A 17,839-nucleotide genomic window follows, 5' to 3' on the forward strand; every position below is an offset into this window, starting at 1 on the left:
TTTATTGTGACAGGATAATGATTTTCTGTGATTTCGTACTTTCGCGGCTACCGTCGGAGACAATAGATGCACGATACAGATAAACACCCGGTGCCAGACGTTGCCCGCCATTACTGCACAAATCCCATTCCACATAATAAGTTTGTCCTTCGGATACTCCCCTCTCCAGATGTGTCCACATTTCCCGCCCGGCAAAATCGTATACGGACATACGGACCGCAAGCGTGGAACCGGGGCGATTGTGAGAAAGAACAAATGTAGTACTTTCACGGGCAGGGCTCTGTGTACAAATAACAGAGAACAGACCGGGACGCAGTCCGCGAACCACCTCAAACTCCAAAGTCTTTGTAGAGGAATTATTCAGCAAATCCCAGGCACGGAACGACAACGTATGTTTGCCCTCAGTGAGTTCGGGCACAGAAAAGTATACCGTTCCCCGGGTATAGTCTCCCGCTACCGGAGTATAATAATCATTCAGATTATAAGTCAGCACCACACTGCCGTCGATACAAAGCGAAAGATCATGCCCGATGCCATTACCAACCGTATTGATACCATCCGCATCTTCCAACTCCGCCACAAACAACGGGGTGGTATTGGTTTGTCCACCGGAACTAAAGCCCGGCGTATTCAGATAAACAGTTATCTTAGGTCCTAATGTGTCCGTCAGAGAAACATCATCATCCGTTCCACCTACCAGAAAGCGGTCGAAAGCTCCGCCGGCTTCATGAGAATGAACGGCATCCAGAGCATAAAGGCTCAATAAACCTTCCTCATCGGAGTAGTTGATATCCAACGGCACGGGGAAAGTAAATTCAAACCGTCCCTGACGAACCGAGTCACTGCCGGAGAAAAGAGTTTTGCTGCGCTCGGTATAAGTGAAAGCTCCCTCATCACGATTATCAAGAGTCGTCACTTCTTCCTTGCTATCCAACACAGTAGGGTGCACTGTACCGGTAAAGTCTTCAGCCAAAGCTCCTTCGGGAGTCAGAATACGTCCTTTTACTGTAATCTTGCTACCGGCTTTCACCTGCGGACAAACGCTCATTTCTTCTGCCACATTCACACCTGCAAATTCGTCTACCTGCATCTGGTAATCGGGATATGCCAAAGTCAGGGCAGGGTCGCCAATCAGAGAGAAGTTCAGTTTATTCCTATCGTTAGCCAAAGATTCATCGCACTTGGAAAACCGCATGATGTCTCCAAGACGCAAACGTTTACCTTCGGGACGCGAAAAAATATGGCGGAGGAAAGCCTGATTCAACGTGGAGTTTTGCGAAGCATATACCACCCGCGATGTAGTGAGTAAAGCTATAGCGCCACCTTTAGTATTCAGGAAAGCCTGCTCTCCGGCGGAAGTTTGTATATCATCAAAACGGGTAAAGTCACAGGTGGCGGTAATCCATAGAGGAAGGCGGGGAGACGTCATTTTAGTAATGTCAGCCATCGTCAGCAGATTCTCTGCCGCCCATGCGGAAGTACTTCCATGACCTGTATAGTTGACTACTAACATTCCCCTGTTAAATAACTGCAAGAGGCGTTTCGTAGCATCAGGATAAGTTTCTCCGGTAGCGGAAGATTCACGTTGGAAAGCATCGGCATAGATCCGGTTGACAAGCAGGGAAGGATAATTTCTCTCGGTGTAACTTGCCAATAATTCAGATTGAGAAGCATGCAGATTCTTATCTCCGTCATCAGCTACATAGCAAACTGTATGTTTCCACGGACCCGCCTGTTTATTTTCCATATAAGCAATTGTCTTATCTACAGCAGCTTTTGCCTCAGCCGCTGTACGAACGGGGAAACGTCCGATACCAATATCCAACATACCGGCCGTAAGATCATCACCTTCCTCATCATCAAGAAAACCGAAATAATCGTCAGTTACATAGGAAGAAGTCTCTTCCAGAGAAGTTTCCGATTGGTAAGACAGCAGAAAATTTTCGGGCCGGTAACTCTTCCAGGAAGAAGTCAACATACGATTATCGTAACTGCAATCTCCGAAGAATAACAAATATTTGGGACGTTCAGCTTCATTCGGGAAACGATCATACAACATCTTCATCAGACGGCGATAAGCCGTTCCATCCGGTGTGCCGGAGGAAAACTCATTGTAGATTTGTGGAGCGGTAAGGACAAGGACGGACAATCCGTCTTTCTCACGATGGGCTTGTGCCAGTCGTTCCGCCTGTGCCAGCAGGTCTTTCCGGTCAGGAGCAATGATAATCATATCCGTAGCTTCCAGAGAATGCAGATTCTGGTTTGCAACCCCACCTACGTTTTCCACTGTATCGAAACCTACCGCTTCGGGAGTGACGGCAACAAACTCACGCAACTCTCCTGCGGGGATGGTAAATGTATAGGTGCCATCGGCAAAACTGCCTTCTATCCTACCAATGTTTGCAGGATTAGTGACATCCCACACAACAGTAGAAGCAGTGGCACCGGAAAGAACGAACGTTGTCTCCTTATGAATGGAAGCCAAAGAGCGAAAAGTGAGATAAGGAGTGTTCAACGTAAGTGCACGCATATAGTTCAAGGCGATGTAATCCAGACGCCCCGATGTACCCGAAGGGCGGGTATGGGTGATGGTTACAACCGTATTTTCCGACTTAGTCCCTTGCCAGGAGCCATTCATCGTTGCAGAAGTAGCTCTGGTATAATATTGATTATCGGAATCGATGGATGCCAGCGCAATGTTTCCTTTCTGTTCACCGTTCACTGAAACAGAGTAGCTGGTAGACGCATCAATGGAGCGGGCGGCAAAGACAGTAGTCAACCATCCGGCAGCTTCCGGCACAATGCCCGGCAAATTCAGCGTATAACTTTTCGTATTTCCGGCCACATAGTCATAATCTTCATAAAGCTGCCTGCCGGTACCAGCCCAACTATATGCATCTTTTTCATAGATAGCAAAGGAATTAAAAGTCGTCAGTCTGTTGGCCGAAGTCTCTTTCAACGAAAAGAAAATTTCAGTTTCCATTACCGGAATATCCTCCCGGTCAGTCAGGAAGTAATACCCTTCATCGGAGTAGAAATTGCGCTCGCGGACAAAGTAAGTATTTTGACTATCCGGAGCCCAGGATACAGTGCCACGACCATAAAATAACACACCATCTGACAAACGCAACAAAGGCACTTCGGGTAAGTCAGCTGCCGGATGTTCATTGAAACGTTGGGACAGCAAATAACCGCCATAACCAAATACGCGGACTTTTTCGGGTCTTGAGAATCCCATCTTTTTTAATTCGGCATTCGTGATTTTAAAAACTCCGGTATTTCTCACACTTATCTTCGTCCAACGGCCGGAAGCAAGAAGTGATGTTGTACAATCTTTTAGAGATACTTCGGATAAAGTTGTTTTTAGATTTCGGGCAGCTGTCTCCTCTCCTATTTTATCTTTCTTAGGAAAAGAATTCACGGATAGTTTGAAAGAATTCAGCCGTTGATAACTTCCTTCACGAAAAACAACAGGAACAAAACTTATGGAGAGAAAACCGCGGTGTGTGGAGACCTTGATGGAAGAGTTTATCTGTGGAGATGCCGGCAGGCCTTCCCGGAAAGCAACATTTTCATTGGGTAGCTGACGTAAACTATCGAGTCGCATCTCTAATGCTGCCGCCTCACTCCGGTTTAACTTCTGATATTCCGGAAACTCTATTTCCACCTGATAGGTGAAGTAACGAAAGTCTTTCCCCAAAGGGAGTTCACGCGTCACTACGGGAAGCGTCTGTGCAGGAGACAATTCCTGCCAGTTCAGCGTAATGAATTCTTGCGCTGAAACCGGAAGAAGAAAAGCGATAAAGCAACAAAGCAACCAGCAACGTTTGATAAACATATCGTAATAAATTGACTCAACGAATATAAAAGTCGAGCAACTTATCTTCTCCGAGGTATCCTTCCAAATGCTGTCCTATCTGTACCGGACCTACGCCTGCGGGAGTTCCCGTAAACAACAGGTCGCCTATTTTCAGCGTCATAAAGCGGCTGACGTATGCAATGATCTCATCCACTTTGAAAAGCATATCCGAGGTATTACCATGCTGCACTTCCTTGCCGTCTATTTCCAGACGGAAATCAAGCTGCTGCAAATCGCCTCCTGCCTGCTCCAAAGGAACAAAAGTTCCGATAGCTGCCGAATGGTCGAACCCTTTGCAAAGTTCCCAAGGATTACCCGCTTCACGGAACTTACGCTGCAAGTCGCGTGCCGTAAAGTCAATGCCTACAGTCACTGCGTCATAATAACGATTGGCAAAGCGCGGCGCAATGTTTTTTCCTAAACGGCAAATACGTACCACCACCTCAGTTTCGTAATGAACCTCATCCGAAAAATCGGGAATAAAGAAAGGCTTTCCGTCTTTCAATATAGCCGAGTCGGGCTTCATGAAGATAACCGGCTCTTTATTAACTAACGTATGCCCCAGCTCTTTATTGTGCAGTGCATAGTTCATTCCGACAGCAATAATCTTCATTATTCGATTTCGTTAAAATTCAGGCGGTTGAACATCACCGCCAAATGAGCATATAGAGAAGTATTCTGAACAACGATATTTTCCGGCACACGAATACGGAACGGGGTAAAGTTCCATACAGCTTTGATACCACCGGCTATCATGGTATCCGTAATGCATTGGGCTATCTCGATAGGTACAGTCAGCACACCGATGTTCACATCATATTCGCGCATCTTCTGCTCGAATTCACTGGAATGGAAGATCGGAATTCCGTTCAATGTAGTGCCTACCAATTCTGGGGTCACATCAAATGCCGCTACAATTTCCAGCCCGAAATGCTTCAAACCGGAGTCGCGCAACAATGCACCACCCAAGCTACCTACTCCAAATAGAAATGCTTTATGCATATCGGTAAATCCGAGGAAGTCTTCCAGTACGGCTATCAGCGTATCGACTTCGTAGCCTACACGCGTACGCCCGGAGATGTTGACATACGACAAATCCTTGGCTATCTGTGAAGCGTCTATATTGATTTCTTTGGATATCTGTGTAGAAGAGACGTACCGTTCGCCCCGCTGCTTGAGCAGCTTAACATTCGACAAGTACCACGGCAACCTGCGCAAAGTAGGCTCCGGCACTTTCATGCTATCCTTATATTGAATTGCCTGGTTCGTGGTCATTTTCTTCATTTCTTTCGGTTACAGGTGGACAAAAATACGCTTTTTTTGGAAAAGAATACTCCAACAGAAGAAAGTTAACATAATTTCCACAAAAGTTTTACTTGTCAGCAAAGAGGGATAACGGCAAACTAAGGGAAACTCCCACCGAATGGAACTTCAGGCAATCGAAACCGGCAAAGACTCCTATCCGTGCCTTATCGGAAAACCCGATCGAATATCCAATCTCCGTATAAGGGCGCCGACCATATATCACGATGGAACGAAGATGCAAGGCTTCATCAAATGCTTTTCTTGACAGAAAAGGAAGATATTTCAAAAGCAGATATGGAGTATACCAAGAGACATTAGCCTGTGCCCAGCGGGTATTAGTGGACAAAACGTAGTTATCCAGTAAACTAAACCCGGTATCGAAAGAACGTTCCGTAACCAATATGCGGGTAGAAGCGAAATGCTTAAAGTCGGGGAACTGAAGATTCTTTGCATCAAAGAATGAGCCTGCATTCACTGACCAATGCAGGCGATTGAACATACCGAATTCGATTTTCTGTTTAGCTGAGAATTGCATCAGGTGGTACGAAGTAAGATAACGGCTTCCGCTCATAGGGAAAGCTCTGTCATATTTCAAGGCAAATGTAGGATAACGGGAAGCTTCATACACTTTCTTACCTTGCGACATGTGATAGTAGTGAGCCGGAGTGTACTCCAACTCAAAAGAAGCTTTCAGGATATCATTCTCCGGCATTGGTCGAAAAGCTGTGTTTTCCGGAATATTCGGTTCGGCATCTCTTTTAAACCAACTTTTACGGATATGGTTATCCAGCATCTTCCTGCGTTGCCAGGAAAGTGAGGAAGAAAAAAGTAATCCGTTAGCCGGCTCTATTGCATGGTCAACAGTGAAGAAGGTATTCTCATAAAGCTTCAGATGGTTATGACCGAACAGGGAGCTTGACATACCGTTAATCAAACGGGATTCTCCGCTTTCCGAATTATAATCGGCGGACAGAAGACCTCCGGAAAAAGATAAATAACCACGGTTCCGGGGAGCATAATCCAGCGTCAGTTCTCCTTGTCCAATCCAGTTTTTACGGGCAGTGGTATAATAGAAAGAAGGCACAAAACGAAGTGTAGAAGATTCTGATAACTTCACTCCCGTCTTTAGCTTAACTCCTAACCAGAAGCCATCCACAAAATTATATTCGGGAATATAAGCGGAAAGACCAGGTAAAGTTAACCATGCATTTTTATTGGAAGTCCTAAAAGTCTTTCCCCACATAATGGTATTCAGTACTTGCCCGACCGCTGTTCTCTTCTCGGATTTTTCTCCGGGTGATAAGTCGTTCAGCGCAATCTTTTCTTCCTTATATTGATAACTCTGCACTTCTTCCAATCGCAACGGCACACTACGGATAGTGGTCCAATAAAGAGAATCCCGCTTATCGGCAAGCGAATCAACCTGAGTATCTTTGCGTCCGATCCGTACCGGACGTTCAAATTTATGTTTCTTTGGCTGCGCTACTACAGTGGCAGTTACAAGTTTTGCCGTTTTATCTGTATTGGTCTCCGGCTGGATATCCGTTTTTACCTCTCTATAGTGTATTGCTGCCAGATAAGAAGCCTCTGCCTTGAAACCCATTATATCAATGGTAGAAGAGGTCGTAATAGAAACCGGCAGAAAAACAGATGACTGTACTTCCTTGCAAGTGATTTTAATCTTTGCTTTCACCCCGGTAGCACGAACATTGACATCAGCAGCCGATATGCACCACAAATCTTCTACAATGAACAGGTCTCCTTCCAGCAAACGGTTATCGTCTTTCTTGGGAATCACACGGATCTTATTTATCATTTGTCCTTCTTCCACAAAGCAAGCGTCAAGTTTGAAACGATAGTACGAGAAAGCATTTTTATTTAACGGGGAAACTTTACCGAAAAGCTCGGGGGTATAGAGATTAATCGTAGTTATACCCATGTCCACCCCTATTTCTTCTGGAAAAGAGTTCTTATTGGCTAATACCTTATTATTCCAGACATTGGGGGCAGTAAAATTCACGATCTGCTGTTGCTCCAAGACAAACAGCTTTCCAAGCCATTCTTTTGCATCTTTCCGCACCTCTTTGGATAGTTTCAGGACAGCGGGAATAGCGGTCCCTTTACCGGTTCCCTTCAAATACGTGCCGGCAGTGTAGCTTTTTATCTGAGTGCGATAATAAGGAGCACGTGCTATCGCTTTACGCATCACTGCATAAGCCGGATCTTCATTTCCCTTGGTGATGTTTACTTCCGGCAGGCTATAAGTACGTTCGGCAAGCACTATATCTTTCTCATAATCACGATTCAGCATTTGAAAAGTAAAGGTCTGGGATATGAATCCTAAAGAAGAGACCTCACAGGTATATTGTCCGGCTAATAATTTCGTTTGAAACCGCCCATGCTCATCGGTAGTTAAACCTGACTTCATTTCTCTCAGATAGAGAGCGGCATAAGGAACCGGCTTTCCGTCAGTATCCGTAACAGTACCCTTGAAAGATTGTGCAAAAGATAGTATAGTAACCAAAGACAATAGGAATAGCCAGATGATTCTTTTCATATTTCGTATATTTGAAGCTAATTAGCGTTTTCTATTAGACGACAAAAGTCCCAAAAGATTGCAAAGTTCCATGCAAAATATTACTTTTGATTCTTAAAACAAAACGAATATGAAGAATAATGATTGGAAAGAACGGTTGAATGTTGTTTATTCTACCAATCCGGACTATAACTATGAAATGGAAGATGATGGGGAACAAGTTACCCCGGAAGCTTCCAGGCAGAAGTTGCGTGTTCAGTTGGATCGCAAGAATCGAGGAGGAAAAGTAGTCACACTTGTCACAGGCTTCATAGGTACGGAAAATGACCTGAAGGAGTTAGGTAAATTGCTGAAGTCCAAATGTGGCGTAGGCGGAAGTGCCAAAGACGGAGAAATCATCGTACAGGGAGATTTCAAACAGAAAGTGCTGGAACTACTTAAAAAAGAGGGATATACGCAGACCAAGCCGGTCGGATAATTCGGTTCACCGAAACAGACGGTCTATCAGTAAGTATATCACTTCTTCCAAAGGAGGAAAATATGCATAAAAAACGACCGCAACGGAAATTCCCGTGCGGTCGTTTTTTATATATTGAGTTGATTTATTCAGCTTTCAAAGTGAAACGCTTGAAATCTACAATCTTCAATTCAGGGTCAGCTGCTGCCAATACTTCTCTTACAGTCTTCTTAGAATCCATAATATTTTCCTGATTCAGCAAGCAAACTTCTTTCAAGAACTTAGCCAGACGACCTTTAGCGATATTCTGGATCATTTGTTCAGGCAGGTGTGCAGCCTTTTCAACAGAAACAGTAGCAATGATTTCTTTTGCTTTTGCTACATCTTCAGCTGTAATCCAACCTTTAGCCATATTGCTTTCCATATGGTCTTCGCTGTCCACGTGAGCCGGATTGATACCGGCTTTCTTCAAAGCAGCCTCAACAGCTTTCTGTACCTGTTCTGCTTTGGTCTTCTCGATAGCAACTTCAATCTCTTTCTGCTTCACTTCTTCAGAAACACCATCCTCGTCAATTGCAATCGGGTTCATGGCAGCAATCTGCATAGCCACTTCCTTAGCCAACTGCTCGTCAACTTCTTTATTGAAAGCAACGATAGTGCAGAGACCATTTCTATTCATATGATTGTAAACAACAGTACTTGCACCCTCTACAGTCATGTAGCCGTCAAGTTCCATTTTCTCGCCTGTAATACCGCTACGGTCAGTCACTGCATCCTGTACAGTACCGTTACCCATCGGCAATGCTTTCACTTCATCCAAAGTTTTGCAGTTGTTAGCTACAGCAAGATCAAGAACATCCTGAGTCAATTTTATGAAATCAGCATTCTGAGCTACGAAGTCAGTTTCACACTTCAACGCAATGATTACGGCAAAGTTACCGGTAGTTTTAGCCAAAACACAACCTTCAGAAGCTTCGCGGTCTGAACGCTTAGCGGCAACAGCCTGTCCCTTCTTGCGGATTATTTCTATTGCCTTGTCGAAATCGCCTTCAGCTTCCGTCAATGCATTCTTACAGTCCATCATACCTGCTCCGGTCATTTTACGGAGTTTGGTAATATCAGCCATTGTTACAGCCATAATATATTTTCTTTTTATAATTAATATTCTAAATGATAAAATGGTAAGATGATAGGATGGTAAGACGATATTATCATCTTATCATTTTACCATCTTACCATTCAATTATGATTAAGCCTCTTCGTCTTCCTTCAGGAAAGCAGCAGCTTTAGCTGCATTGATTGCTTCCTCGTCAGATTTGTCGAGTCTTGCTTTTGTAGCTTTCTTTTTGCCTTTATTGGCAGGAGCTTCACCAGCAGCTTCCATATCTACTTTTTCAGCTTTTCTTTCTTCCAAACCTTCCTGCATAGCAGCGCAGCAAGCATCCAGAATTACTTCTATTGATTTAGTAGCATCGTCATTAGCCGGAATTACGAAGTCGATATTAGAAGGATCAGAGTTCGTATCAACGATACCGAATACAGGTATACCCAAACGGTTAGCTTCGCGAACTGCAATATTTTCTTTCATAACATCAATAACGAACAGTGCAGACGGCAGACGAGTCAGGTCAGCAATAGAACCCAAAGTCTTGTCCAACTTAGCACGTTGACGTGAAATCTGCAGAATTTCTCTCTTAGACAGATTAGAATACGTACCGTCATTCGTCAATTTATCGATGGTAGCCATCTTCTTAACAGCCTTGCGGATTGTAGGGAAATTAGTTAACATACCGCCCGGCCAGCGCTCGATTACATAAGGCATATTTACAGCAGATGCTTTGTCAGCAACCACTTGTTTAGCTTGTTTTTTAGTAGCAACGAACAGGACTTTCTTTCCTGATTTAGCAATTTGCTTCAAAGCTTCAGCAGCTTCGTCTACTTTAGCAACTGTTTTGTGGAGGTCAATGATGTGGATACCATTGCGTTCCATGAAAATATAAGGAGCCATTGCAGGATTCCACTTTCTTTTGAGGTGACCAAAGTGGCAACCGGCTTCCAATAATGTATCAAAATTTGTTCTTGACATCTTGTTTTTTCTTTAAATCGTTTACTTTCTTTTTTGTTTTTTCTAAACCAACCGCCGGGTAGTCTATCAATCCAGAGTCCCGGTAGTTTAGATACTAAACGCTCTTTCAGTTGAGAGTTGAGAGATAAAAGTTGAGAATTAAGCAACTTGTCCGCCCCAACGTTTCTGCAACTCTTAACGTTTACTGAACTGGAATCTTCTACGTGCTTTCGGTTGTCCCGGTTTCTTACGTTCAACAGAACGCGGGTCACGAGTCATGAAGCCTTCAGCGCGGAGAGCAGCCTTGTCTTCAGCATTCATCTTCACCAATGCGCGGGCGATAGCCAGACGCAAAGCCTGAGATTGACCGGTAAAACCACCACCGCAAAGATTTACTTTAATATCATATTTTTCAGCAACACCCAGCTTGCTCAGCGGTTGTTTAACTACATACTGAAGAATAGTTGATGGAAAGTACTCTGCAAGGTCTCTCTTGTTAATAGTAATCTTTCCTGTACCTTCGGTTACGAAAATGCGTGCAATTGCACTTTTACGTCTGCCTAATGCATTTACTACTTCCATATCTATTATTTAAGTAAGTTTATATCAATTGATTTCGGGTTCTGAGCATCATGTTTGTGCTCGCTGCCGGCATATACGTACATATTGCCCAGCAATTTAGCGCCCAATTTGTTCTTAGGCAACATACCCTTTACTACTTTTCTCAACAGTCTGTCATCACCGTTCGGTTTAGCCTGCAGACGAGCAGGAGTCATTTCTCTCTGACCACCGGGATAACCTGTGTATGACAAATACACTTTGTCAGTCCACTTATTACCTGTCATTTTAACTTTGTCGGCATTGATAATGATTACATTATCACCGCAATCTACGTGAGGAGTAAAGTTTGGTTTATACTTCCCTCTCAACAGTTTCGCAACTTTTGCGCCCAGACGACCTAATACTTGGTCTGTAGCGTCAACAATAACCCATTCTTTGGTTACCGTAGCTTTGTTTGCAGAAATGGTCTTGTAACTTAAAGTATCCACTCTTGATTTGTTTTTTAAATGTTACTACTAAAAAAAATCTTCATTACGGATTAGCCACCCCGGACAAAGGTGGATTAACTCGCTCTGAATTAATTGCTTATCCTTATTAGATAATAATCGGCTTGCAAAGGTACGGATTTTCCCAAAACTGGCAAACGTTTTCTTCTTTTTTTTAAAGAAGCTGACTATCAATCACAAGCAATGTTAGGACACAAAACAAGCAATGTTCCCATGCAAAAGATTGCTTGCTTTGCATCGGAACATTGCTTATTATGACTATGCCTGGATTTACTTTATATCCGGAAAGCCCGTTTTAACGAACAATATCTTCAGGGAATACAGACGGCATCGTTACCCGCTTCCAGGTTTCATGATACCAACAGTTCAATTCATTGCCGTTCAAATCTTTAGAAATAAAATATTTCAGATGCATAAGCCCGCCTTCTCCCATCTCAAACTCCAGGACATTATCTTTATTATCCAGCATGGGCAGGTGAATATTCTTCTCAATACTTTCCCGATAGCTATTGTCCGTCAGCTGGATATAGGTACCATATCCGGTGATTATAGCATCTTTGCCGGGAATAAGAGTGAAATTGACGATACGCCCGTCATCGCTCAATACCTTGAATGTATTACTGGGCTTCAAAGTACCGGGAACATCCGGAATTTCGGATACATAGTGACACAGCTGCCAGATACCTTTCAAATCCGCAGGTTTGAAACTCGCCTTCTTCTGCGCTGTCGCTCCTGTTACCGCCAACAGCACTGCTGCCAACATGGTAATGAAATACTTCTTCTTCATGTTCGTATATATTTGGTTAACGTATAGGCATCTGGCTGTCACAAATATAAGTAATTATTTTAATATTATAACAATTTATTAGTAAAAAAAGAGCCCGCACAAGAAGATTGTGCGGGCTACTTCACTTATTTATTTTAAAAGCTAGAACTCTGCATTACGTGGCGTACGCGGAAAAGGTATTACGTCACGAATATTCGCCATACCCGTCACAAACAAAAGCAAGCGTTCAAAGCCCAGACCAAAACCAGAGTGAGGGCACGTACCGAACTTACGGGTATCAAGATACCACCACATATCCTTCATCGGAATATGCATTTCGTCAATACGCGTCAACAACTTGTTGTAGTCCGCTTCACGTTCGGAGCCACCGATAATCTCACCAATCTTCGGAAATAATACGTCCATTGCACGTACAGTTTTACCATCTTCGTTCTGCTTCATGTAGAACGCTTTGATTTCCTTCGGATAGTCAGTCAGGATAACCGGACGTTTGAAGTGTTCTTCCACGAGATAACGTTCGTGCTCGGAAGCCAGGTCCACACCCCAGTATACCGGGAATTCAAACTTATGACCTTTGGCAACAGCCTCTTCCAGTATCTTGATGCCATCCGTATAAGACAAACGTACGAAGGATTCTTTCAATACACTTTGCAGACGTTCAATCAAGCCTTTGTCAAACATATCGTTAAGGAACTTCACGTCGTCAGCACAGTTATCCAAAGCCCACTTCACACAGAATTTGATAAACTCTTCTGCCAGATCCATGTTGTCCGTAATGTCGTTGAACGCAACTTCCGGTTCCACCATCCAGAACTCAGCCAAATGGCGTGGAGTATTGGAGTTTTCTGCACGAAATGTAGGACCAAACGTATAAATAGCGCCCAGCGCCGTAGCAGCAAGTTCACCTTCCAACTGTCCGGAAACCGTCAGACTGGCTTGCTTACCAAAGAAGTCGTCATCATAAATGATGGAACCGGCTTCATCCTTCTTCAAATCATAAAGGTTCTTCGTCGTTACCTGGAACATCTGTCCGGCACCTTCACAGTCAGAAGCCGTGATGATAGGTGTATGGAAATAAACGAAACCTTTCTGATGAAAGAAAGTATGGATAGCTATCGCCATGTTATGACGAATGCGGAACACTGCACCGAAAGTATTCGTACGGGGACGCAGGTGAGCAATCTCACGCAGGAACTCCAGCGTATGACCTTTCTTCTGCAAAGGATATGTATTATCACAAGTACCCAGCACTTCAATCTCACGAGCCTGAATCTCAGCCTTCTGACCGGAGCCTACTGACTCCGTCAATTCACCGTTCACACTCAGACAGGCACCGGTGGTAATATCTTTCAGCATCTCTTCATCAAAGTTTGCCAAATCTACTACGACCTGCACATTATTTATTGTAGAACCGTCATTCAGGGCGATAAAATTAACTTGTTTACTACCTCTGCGGGTACGAACCCAGCCTTTCACGTTGACCATAGCGCCGAAATCTTCGCGCTTCAACACGTCAACAATCTTTGTTCTACTAATCTTTTCCATAAATTTGTGTTAAACCTATATTATATAATTACTCAAAAGAGCCCATGCGCAGGTAGTTTACTTCCTGTTCGCTCAAATAGCGCCATTCACCACGACGTAAGCCTTTCTTAGTCAGTCCGGCAAAGAATACGCGGTCGAGTTTTACTACTTTGTAACCTAGTGACTCAAATATACGACGAACAATACGGTTCTTACCTGAGTGGATTTCAATACCCACTTCATCCCGTCTAACATCATCCGTATAACTGATAGCATCTGCATGGATTTCACCGTCATCCAACTGAATACCGGCTGCAATCTGCTCCATATCAGCTTTCGTCACATTTTTATCTGTATGTACGTGATAAATCTTCTTCTTCAGGAACTTCGGATGTGTCAGTTTGGAAGCCAGGTCACCGTCGTTCGTCAGCAACAACACACCTGTAGTATTACGGTCCAGACGACCTACCGGATAAATACGCTCATTGCAAGCCCCTTTCACCAAATCCATCACTGTACGACGTGCCTGTGGATCATCCGAGGTAGTCACAGTATCTTTCGGCTTATTCAGCAAGATATAAATCTTACGTTCAATGCTCACCATCTGATCGTGGAACTTCACTTCGTCAGCACGTTTGATCTTAGTTCCGAGTTCTGTAACCACTACTCCATTTACTGAAACCACACCTGCCGTGATGAACTCATCTGCCTCACGACGAGAGCAGACACCTGCATTAGCCAAGAACTTGTTCAAACGGATCGGCTCATTAGGATCCGTAAACTGTTCCTTATATTCTATCTGTTTCTTACGGCTGTACTTTGCATTCGGATCATAATCCGGCGTACGGCGCTGTTGGGGACGACCATATCCGCCTCTTCCACCATCTGGATTGAAGCGTGGACGCTGCGGGCGGTCGCCATAAGAAGAACCTCCATAAGAAGAGCCACCATAAGGACGTTGTGGACGATCACCACCATCACCGCTATTATAGCGAGGACGATAAGGACGGTCGTTGTTATAAGAACGCTGTCCGTCACCACTATTGAAACGCGGGCGTTGGGGACGGTCACCAAAAGAAGAGCCTCCATAAGAAGGACGCTGCGGACGATCACCACCATCACCGCTATTATAGCGAGGACGATAAGGACGGTCACCACCACTGTTATTTCCATAAGAAGGACGCTGCGGACGATCGCCGCCTTCACGATTATAGGACGGACGATCACCATAAGAACGTTGCGGACGATCGCCACCCTCACGATTGTAAGACGGACGGTCACCATAAGAACGTTGCGGACGGTCACCACCTTCAGCATTAGGGTTAAAGCGCGGGCGATACGGGCGATCACTGCTGTAAGCACGCTGTGGGCGTTCGCCACTCTCGCTGTTAAAACGCGGACGATAGGGTCGGTCACCACCTTCACGGTTGTAAGACGGACGGCTGTAATTGTTTTCTCTTTCAAATCTGTTGCCTGAATTCTCCTCACTGGAAGAATCGTCACGCCAATTTTCGTTTTCTGTACTCATTGTTTTATTCGAATAAAATTAAACGTTGGCCTCACGGCCATTCTATTATCACTCTTATACCTTTATTATATATGTATACTATATTAACAATCGCCGGATTTAAAATGTTGCCTTCATTATACAGCTAAATTTAATGTTTCTATCTTAGATTCCTGTATATGTATGAGGAGTAATCACACGTAATTCTTTCTTTATTTCCTCATCTACATTCAATCCTTCAATAAATTCCTTTATAGAAGCCTCCGTAATAGCCTGATTAGTGCGGGTCAAGGCCTTCAACGCCTCGTACGGATGCGGATATGCTTCACGGCGCAGAATTGTCTGAATAGCCTCAGCTACCACGCTCCAGCAATTATCCAGATCGCGATAGATAGCCGTTTCGTTCAGCAACAATTTACGCAAGCCTTTCAATGAGCTCTGAATGGCAATTACGATATGCCCGAAGGGAACGCCTACGTTACGCAATACGGTAGAATCCGTCAGGTCACGTTGTAAGCGGGACACAGGCAGTTTCACCGACAGATGTTCCAGGATGGCACTTGCCACACCCAGATTACCTTCCGCATTTTCAAAGTCAATCGGATTCACTTTGTGCGGCATGGCGCTGGAACCTACTTCACCGGCTTTAATCTTCTGCTTGAAATATTCCATGGAAATATATTGCCAGAAGTCACGGTTCATATCGATCATTACCGTATTTATACGCTTCATAGCATCAAATACAGCAGACAGATTATCATAATTAGAAATCTGCGTAGTATATTCTTCACGTTCCAAACCCAGTTTTTCAGCAACAAACCGGTTACCAAATGCTTTCCAGTCGAACTCCGGATAAGCCACATGATGCGCATTGTAATTTCCGGTAGCACCACCGAACTTGGCAGTAAGCGGACAAGACTTCAAAATAGCCAGCTGGCGTTCAAGACGATATACAAATACCATTACCTCTTTTCCCAAGCGAGTGGGTGAAGCCGGTTGACCGTGTGTCTTGGCAAGCATAGGAATAGCCGTCCATTCTTCCGCATACGTACGAAGCTGCGCAATCAGTTCCTCTATTTGCGGATAATAAACCTGTTCCAAAGCCTCTTTGATAGACAAAGGAACGGAAGTATTATTGATATCCTGTGAAGTCAGTCCGAAATGAATAAACTCTTTGTAGTCATCCATTCCACCCATTTTATCAAACTCTTCTTTCAGGAAGTATTCTACGGCTTTTACATCATGGTTCGTTACGCCCTCAATATCTTTGATACGCTGCGCGTCAGCTTCAGAGAAGTTACGATAGATATTTCTTAATGTTTCAAATACGTTTTTGTCTACGCCTTTTAATTGCGGCAAAGGCAATTCGCACAAGGTAATGAAGTATTCCACTTCCACTTGCACACGGTATTTTATCAAGGCAAATTCCGAGAAGTAAGCTGCCAAAGCATCTGTTTTTCCTCTGTATCGACCATCAATCGGAGAGATAGCAGTAAGTAAATCAAGTTCCATACGTGTATATTAGATAATTATCGAGCCGCAAAATTAGCTTTTTTTTCTGAGTAATAAGCCATAAAGGGGAAAGAAAGTTAAGTAAGGAAGTTAACAGATAAAAAAATAGCCTCACAATAGCTTGCAAGACCACTCATCATAAAAATCAAATGTGGGCGCTGAGGGATTCGAACCCCCGACCCTCTGGGTGTAAACCAGATGCTCTGAACCAGCTGAGCTAAGCGCCCTTTTGTCCGAAAGTGTGCGGTTTTTAGTGTGGGCGCTGAGGGATTCGAACCCCCGACCCTCTGGGTGTAAACCAGATGCTCTGAACCAGCTGAGCTAAGCGCCCGTACACTTTCGTTTCAAAAGCGATGCAAAGGTACAGCTTATTTTGAAATTACCAAAACAATTGCGAACTATTTTCTAAGAAAAATATACAGAAAGATATATACTGATTGAAATTCAGCAATTTAACAAAGAAACTTTTTTTCATCATCTACGAACCGGTGATATAGAAGCACACCGTCATTCCGATATATTCCTTCTGATCACCTTCGCCGGATTTCCTACCGCCACACTATCATCGGGTATATTTTTCGTCACCACACTTCCGGCCCCAATAATACAGCGATCACCAATTGTTACGCCGGGACAAATTACAGTACCACCGCCAATCCAGCAATCCTCTCCTATCGTCACCGGATAGGCATATTCCTTCGGAGTACGACGTTCTATATAATCCATCGGATGTTGTGGAGTATAAATCTGTACACAAGGTCCCACTAATGTATGGGCACCAATCGTGATATAACCTCCGTCCAGAAAAGTACAATTTGCATTCACAAATACGTGTTCACCCAGACGGATACCATCCCCATGATCGCAATGGAAAGGCGGGCACACAACGGATGTCTCCGGTATTCCCGGTATCAGGTCTTCCAACAATCCTCTGTAAGCCTCATCGTAAGTACTCAGTTTCCGCATTCTTGCCAGCAACTTCTTGGCATATTCAAACTTTGCCTGTACTTCCGGGGCAGACATATCCGCCAGTTGCGAACTACGCATTTTCTCTACTTCATTCATATATTTCAATTACCAGATTATACTCTCAAAAGCGTAATTATTCACCCTTTCGCCATTACACTTTCCACAAAAATAGATATTTATTCCAAACAGCCAACCATACTGATAAAAAGAAACAGTAAATGTTTTCAAAAGAATCGCAGCTATACTATTTT

The 17,839-nt window shown here is 43.9% G+C and carries 14 protein-coding genes and 2 tRNA genes; 1 reads left to right on the forward strand and 15 read right to left on the reverse strand.

Going from position 1 to position 17,839, the window contains the following annotated elements:
• Position 1: 1 nt before the first annotated feature.
• The 4 genes from porU to VYM24_RS01330 all read right to left on the reverse strand — a co-directional run bounded on the left by porU (position 2) and on the right by VYM24_RS01330 (position 7,721).
• Complete coding sequence (gene porU / locus VYM24_RS01315) at positions 2–3,838, reverse strand: type IX secretion system sortase PorU (RefSeq protein WP_330941284.1); 3,837 nt, start codon at positions 3,836–3,838, stop codon at positions 2–4.
• A gap of 16 nt (positions 3,839–3,854) precedes the next feature.
• The gene (locus VYM24_RS01320) at positions 3,855–4,472 is read right to left on the reverse strand and encodes a fumarylacetoacetate hydrolase family protein (protein ID WP_007210477.1); all 618 of its coding nucleotides are present in this window, start codon (positions 4,470–4,472) and stop codon (positions 3,855–3,857) included.
• The gene (locus tag VYM24_RS01325; protein WP_007218733.1) at positions 4,472–5,134 is read right to left on the reverse strand and encodes a redox-sensing transcriptional repressor Rex; all 663 of its coding nucleotides are present in this window, start codon (positions 5,132–5,134) and stop codon (positions 4,472–4,474) included. The genes VYM24_RS01320 and VYM24_RS01325 overlap by 1 nt, the downstream gene beginning before the upstream one ends.
• 97 nt (positions 5,135–5,231) lie before the next feature.
• A complete protein-coding gene (locus VYM24_RS01330) occupies positions 5,232–7,721 on the reverse strand; it encodes a DUF5686 family protein (protein WP_291554455.1) in 2,490 nt (829 codons plus the stop codon).
• 109 nt (positions 7,722–7,830) lie between these two features.
• On the opposite strand from VYM24_RS01330, the gene VYM24_RS01335 reads away from it, so the two are divergent.
• On the forward strand, positions 7,831–8,178 hold the full coding sequence (locus VYM24_RS01335; protein WP_291554456.1) for a translation initiation factor: 348 nt from the start codon (positions 7,831–7,833) through the stop codon (positions 8,176–8,178).
• 124 nt (positions 8,179–8,302) lie between these two features.
• Here VYM24_RS01335 and tsf read toward each other — a convergent pair whose 3' ends face one another.
• From tsf to VYM24_RS01390, 11 genes are all read right to left on the reverse strand, one after another.
• Positions 8,303–9,295 carry a translation elongation factor Ts gene (gene tsf / locus VYM24_RS01340; protein WP_291554458.1) on the reverse strand — a complete coding sequence of 331 codons (993 nt, stop codon included), beginning with the start codon at positions 9,293–9,295 and terminating at the stop codon, positions 8,303–8,305.
• Positions 9,296–9,406: 111 nt separating this feature from the next.
• On the reverse strand, positions 9,407–10,243 hold the full coding sequence (gene rpsB / locus VYM24_RS01345) for a 30S ribosomal protein S2 (RefSeq protein ID WP_291554460.1): 837 nt from the start codon (positions 10,241–10,243) through the stop codon (positions 9,407–9,409).
• Between the two features lie 174 nt (positions 10,244–10,417).
• Positions 10,418–10,804, reverse strand: a complete 387-nt coding sequence (gene rpsI / locus VYM24_RS01350) for a 30S ribosomal protein S9 (protein WP_007210470.1) — start codon at positions 10,802–10,804, stop codon at positions 10,418–10,420.
• 5 nt (positions 10,805–10,809) lie between these two features.
• Positions 10,810–11,271, reverse strand: coding sequence for a 50S ribosomal protein L13 (rplM, locus tag VYM24_RS01355; protein ID WP_291554463.1), 462 nt, complete (start codon positions 11,269–11,271; stop codon positions 10,810–10,812).
• A 313-nt stretch (positions 11,272–11,584) separates the two neighbouring features.
• Positions 11,585–12,076: a DUF4488 domain-containing protein gene (locus tag VYM24_RS01360; protein WP_291554465.1), complete on the reverse strand. Its 492-nt coding sequence runs from the start codon at positions 12,074–12,076 to the stop codon at positions 11,585–11,587.
• Positions 12,077–12,217: 141 nt separating this feature from the next.
• Entirely contained in the window at positions 12,218–13,621 is a 1,404-nt protein-coding gene (gene asnS / locus VYM24_RS01365) for an asparagine--tRNA ligase (protein ID WP_007659589.1), read from the reverse strand.
• A gap of 28 nt (positions 13,622–13,649) precedes the next feature.
• The gene (locus tag VYM24_RS01370) at positions 13,650–15,128 is read right to left on the reverse strand and encodes a pseudouridine synthase (protein WP_299092171.1); all 1,479 of its coding nucleotides are present in this window, start codon (positions 15,126–15,128) and stop codon (positions 13,650–13,652) included.
• A gap of 144 nt (positions 15,129–15,272) precedes the next feature.
• Complete coding sequence (purB, locus tag VYM24_RS01375) at positions 15,273–16,619, reverse strand: adenylosuccinate lyase (protein WP_291554469.1); 1,347 nt, start codon at positions 16,617–16,619, stop codon at positions 15,273–15,275.
• A gap of 152 nt (positions 16,620–16,771) precedes the next feature.
• Positions 16,772–16,846, reverse strand: a tRNA-Val gene (locus VYM24_RS01380).
• A gap of 29 nt (positions 16,847–16,875) precedes the next feature.
• A tRNA-Val gene (locus tag VYM24_RS01385) sits at positions 16,876–16,950 on the reverse strand.
• A 176-nt stretch (positions 16,951–17,126) separates the two neighbouring features.
• Positions 17,127–17,684, reverse strand: a complete 558-nt coding sequence (locus tag VYM24_RS01390; protein WP_330941285.1) for a sugar O-acetyltransferase — start codon at positions 17,682–17,684, stop codon at positions 17,127–17,129.
• Between the last annotated feature and the right edge of the window lie 155 nt (positions 17,685–17,839).

It is taken from the genome of Bacteroides sp. MSB163 (assembly GCF_036416795.1).
In the GTDB taxonomy this organism is placed as follows: Bacteria; Bacteroidota; Bacteroidia; order Bacteroidales; family Bacteroidaceae; genus Bacteroides; species Bacteroides maternus.

What these genes read in the sequence shown, in the direction of transcription:
- VYM24_RS01390 (WP_330941285.1), bottom strand. Translation starts at nt 17,684, where the DNA reads ATGAATGAAGTAGAGAAAATGCGTAGTTCGCAACTGGCGGATATGTCT.
- VYM24_RS01330 (WP_291554455.1), bottom strand. Translation starts at nt 7,721, where the DNA reads ATGAAAAGAATCATCTGGCTATTCCTATTGTCTTTGGTTACTATACTA.
- VYM24_RS01335 (WP_291554456.1), top strand. Translation starts at nt 7,831, where the DNA reads ATGAAGAATAATGATTGGAAAGAACGGTTGAATGTTGTTTATTCTACC.
- purB (WP_291554469.1), bottom strand. Translation starts at nt 16,619, where the DNA reads ATGGAACTTGATTTACTTACTGCTATCTCTCCGATTGATGGTCGATAC.
- rpsB (WP_291554460.1), bottom strand. Translation starts at nt 10,243, where the DNA reads ATGTCAAGAACAAATTTTGATACATTATTGGAAGCCGGTTGCCACTTT.
- rpsI (WP_007210470.1), bottom strand. Translation starts at nt 10,804, where the DNA reads ATGGAAGTAGTAAATGCATTAGGCAGACGTAAAAGTGCAATTGCACGC.
- VYM24_RS01320 (WP_007210477.1), bottom strand. Translation starts at nt 4,472, where the DNA reads ATGAAGATTATTGCTGTCGGAATGAACTATGCACTGCACAATAAAGAG.
- porU (WP_330941284.1), bottom strand. Translation starts at nt 3,838, where the DNA reads ATGTTTATCAAACGTTGCTGGTTGCTTTGTTGCTTTATCGCTTTTCTT.
- VYM24_RS01325 (WP_007218733.1), bottom strand. Translation starts at nt 5,134, where the DNA reads ATGACCACGAACCAGGCAATTCAATATAAGGATAGCATGAAAGTGCCG.
- VYM24_RS01360 (WP_291554465.1), bottom strand. Translation starts at nt 12,076, where the DNA reads ATGAAGAAGAAGTATTTCATTACCATGTTGGCAGCAGTGCTGTTGGCG.
- tsf (WP_291554458.1), bottom strand. Translation starts at nt 9,295, where the DNA reads ATGGCTGTAACAATGGCTGATATTACCAAACTCCGTAAAATGACCGGA.
- asnS (WP_007659589.1), bottom strand. Translation starts at nt 13,621, where the DNA reads ATGGAAAAGATTAGTAGAACAAAGATTGTTGACGTGTTGAAGCGCGAA.
- VYM24_RS01370 (WP_299092171.1), bottom strand. Translation starts at nt 15,128, where the DNA reads ATGAGTACAGAAAACGAAAATTGGCGTGACGATTCTTCCAGTGAGGAG.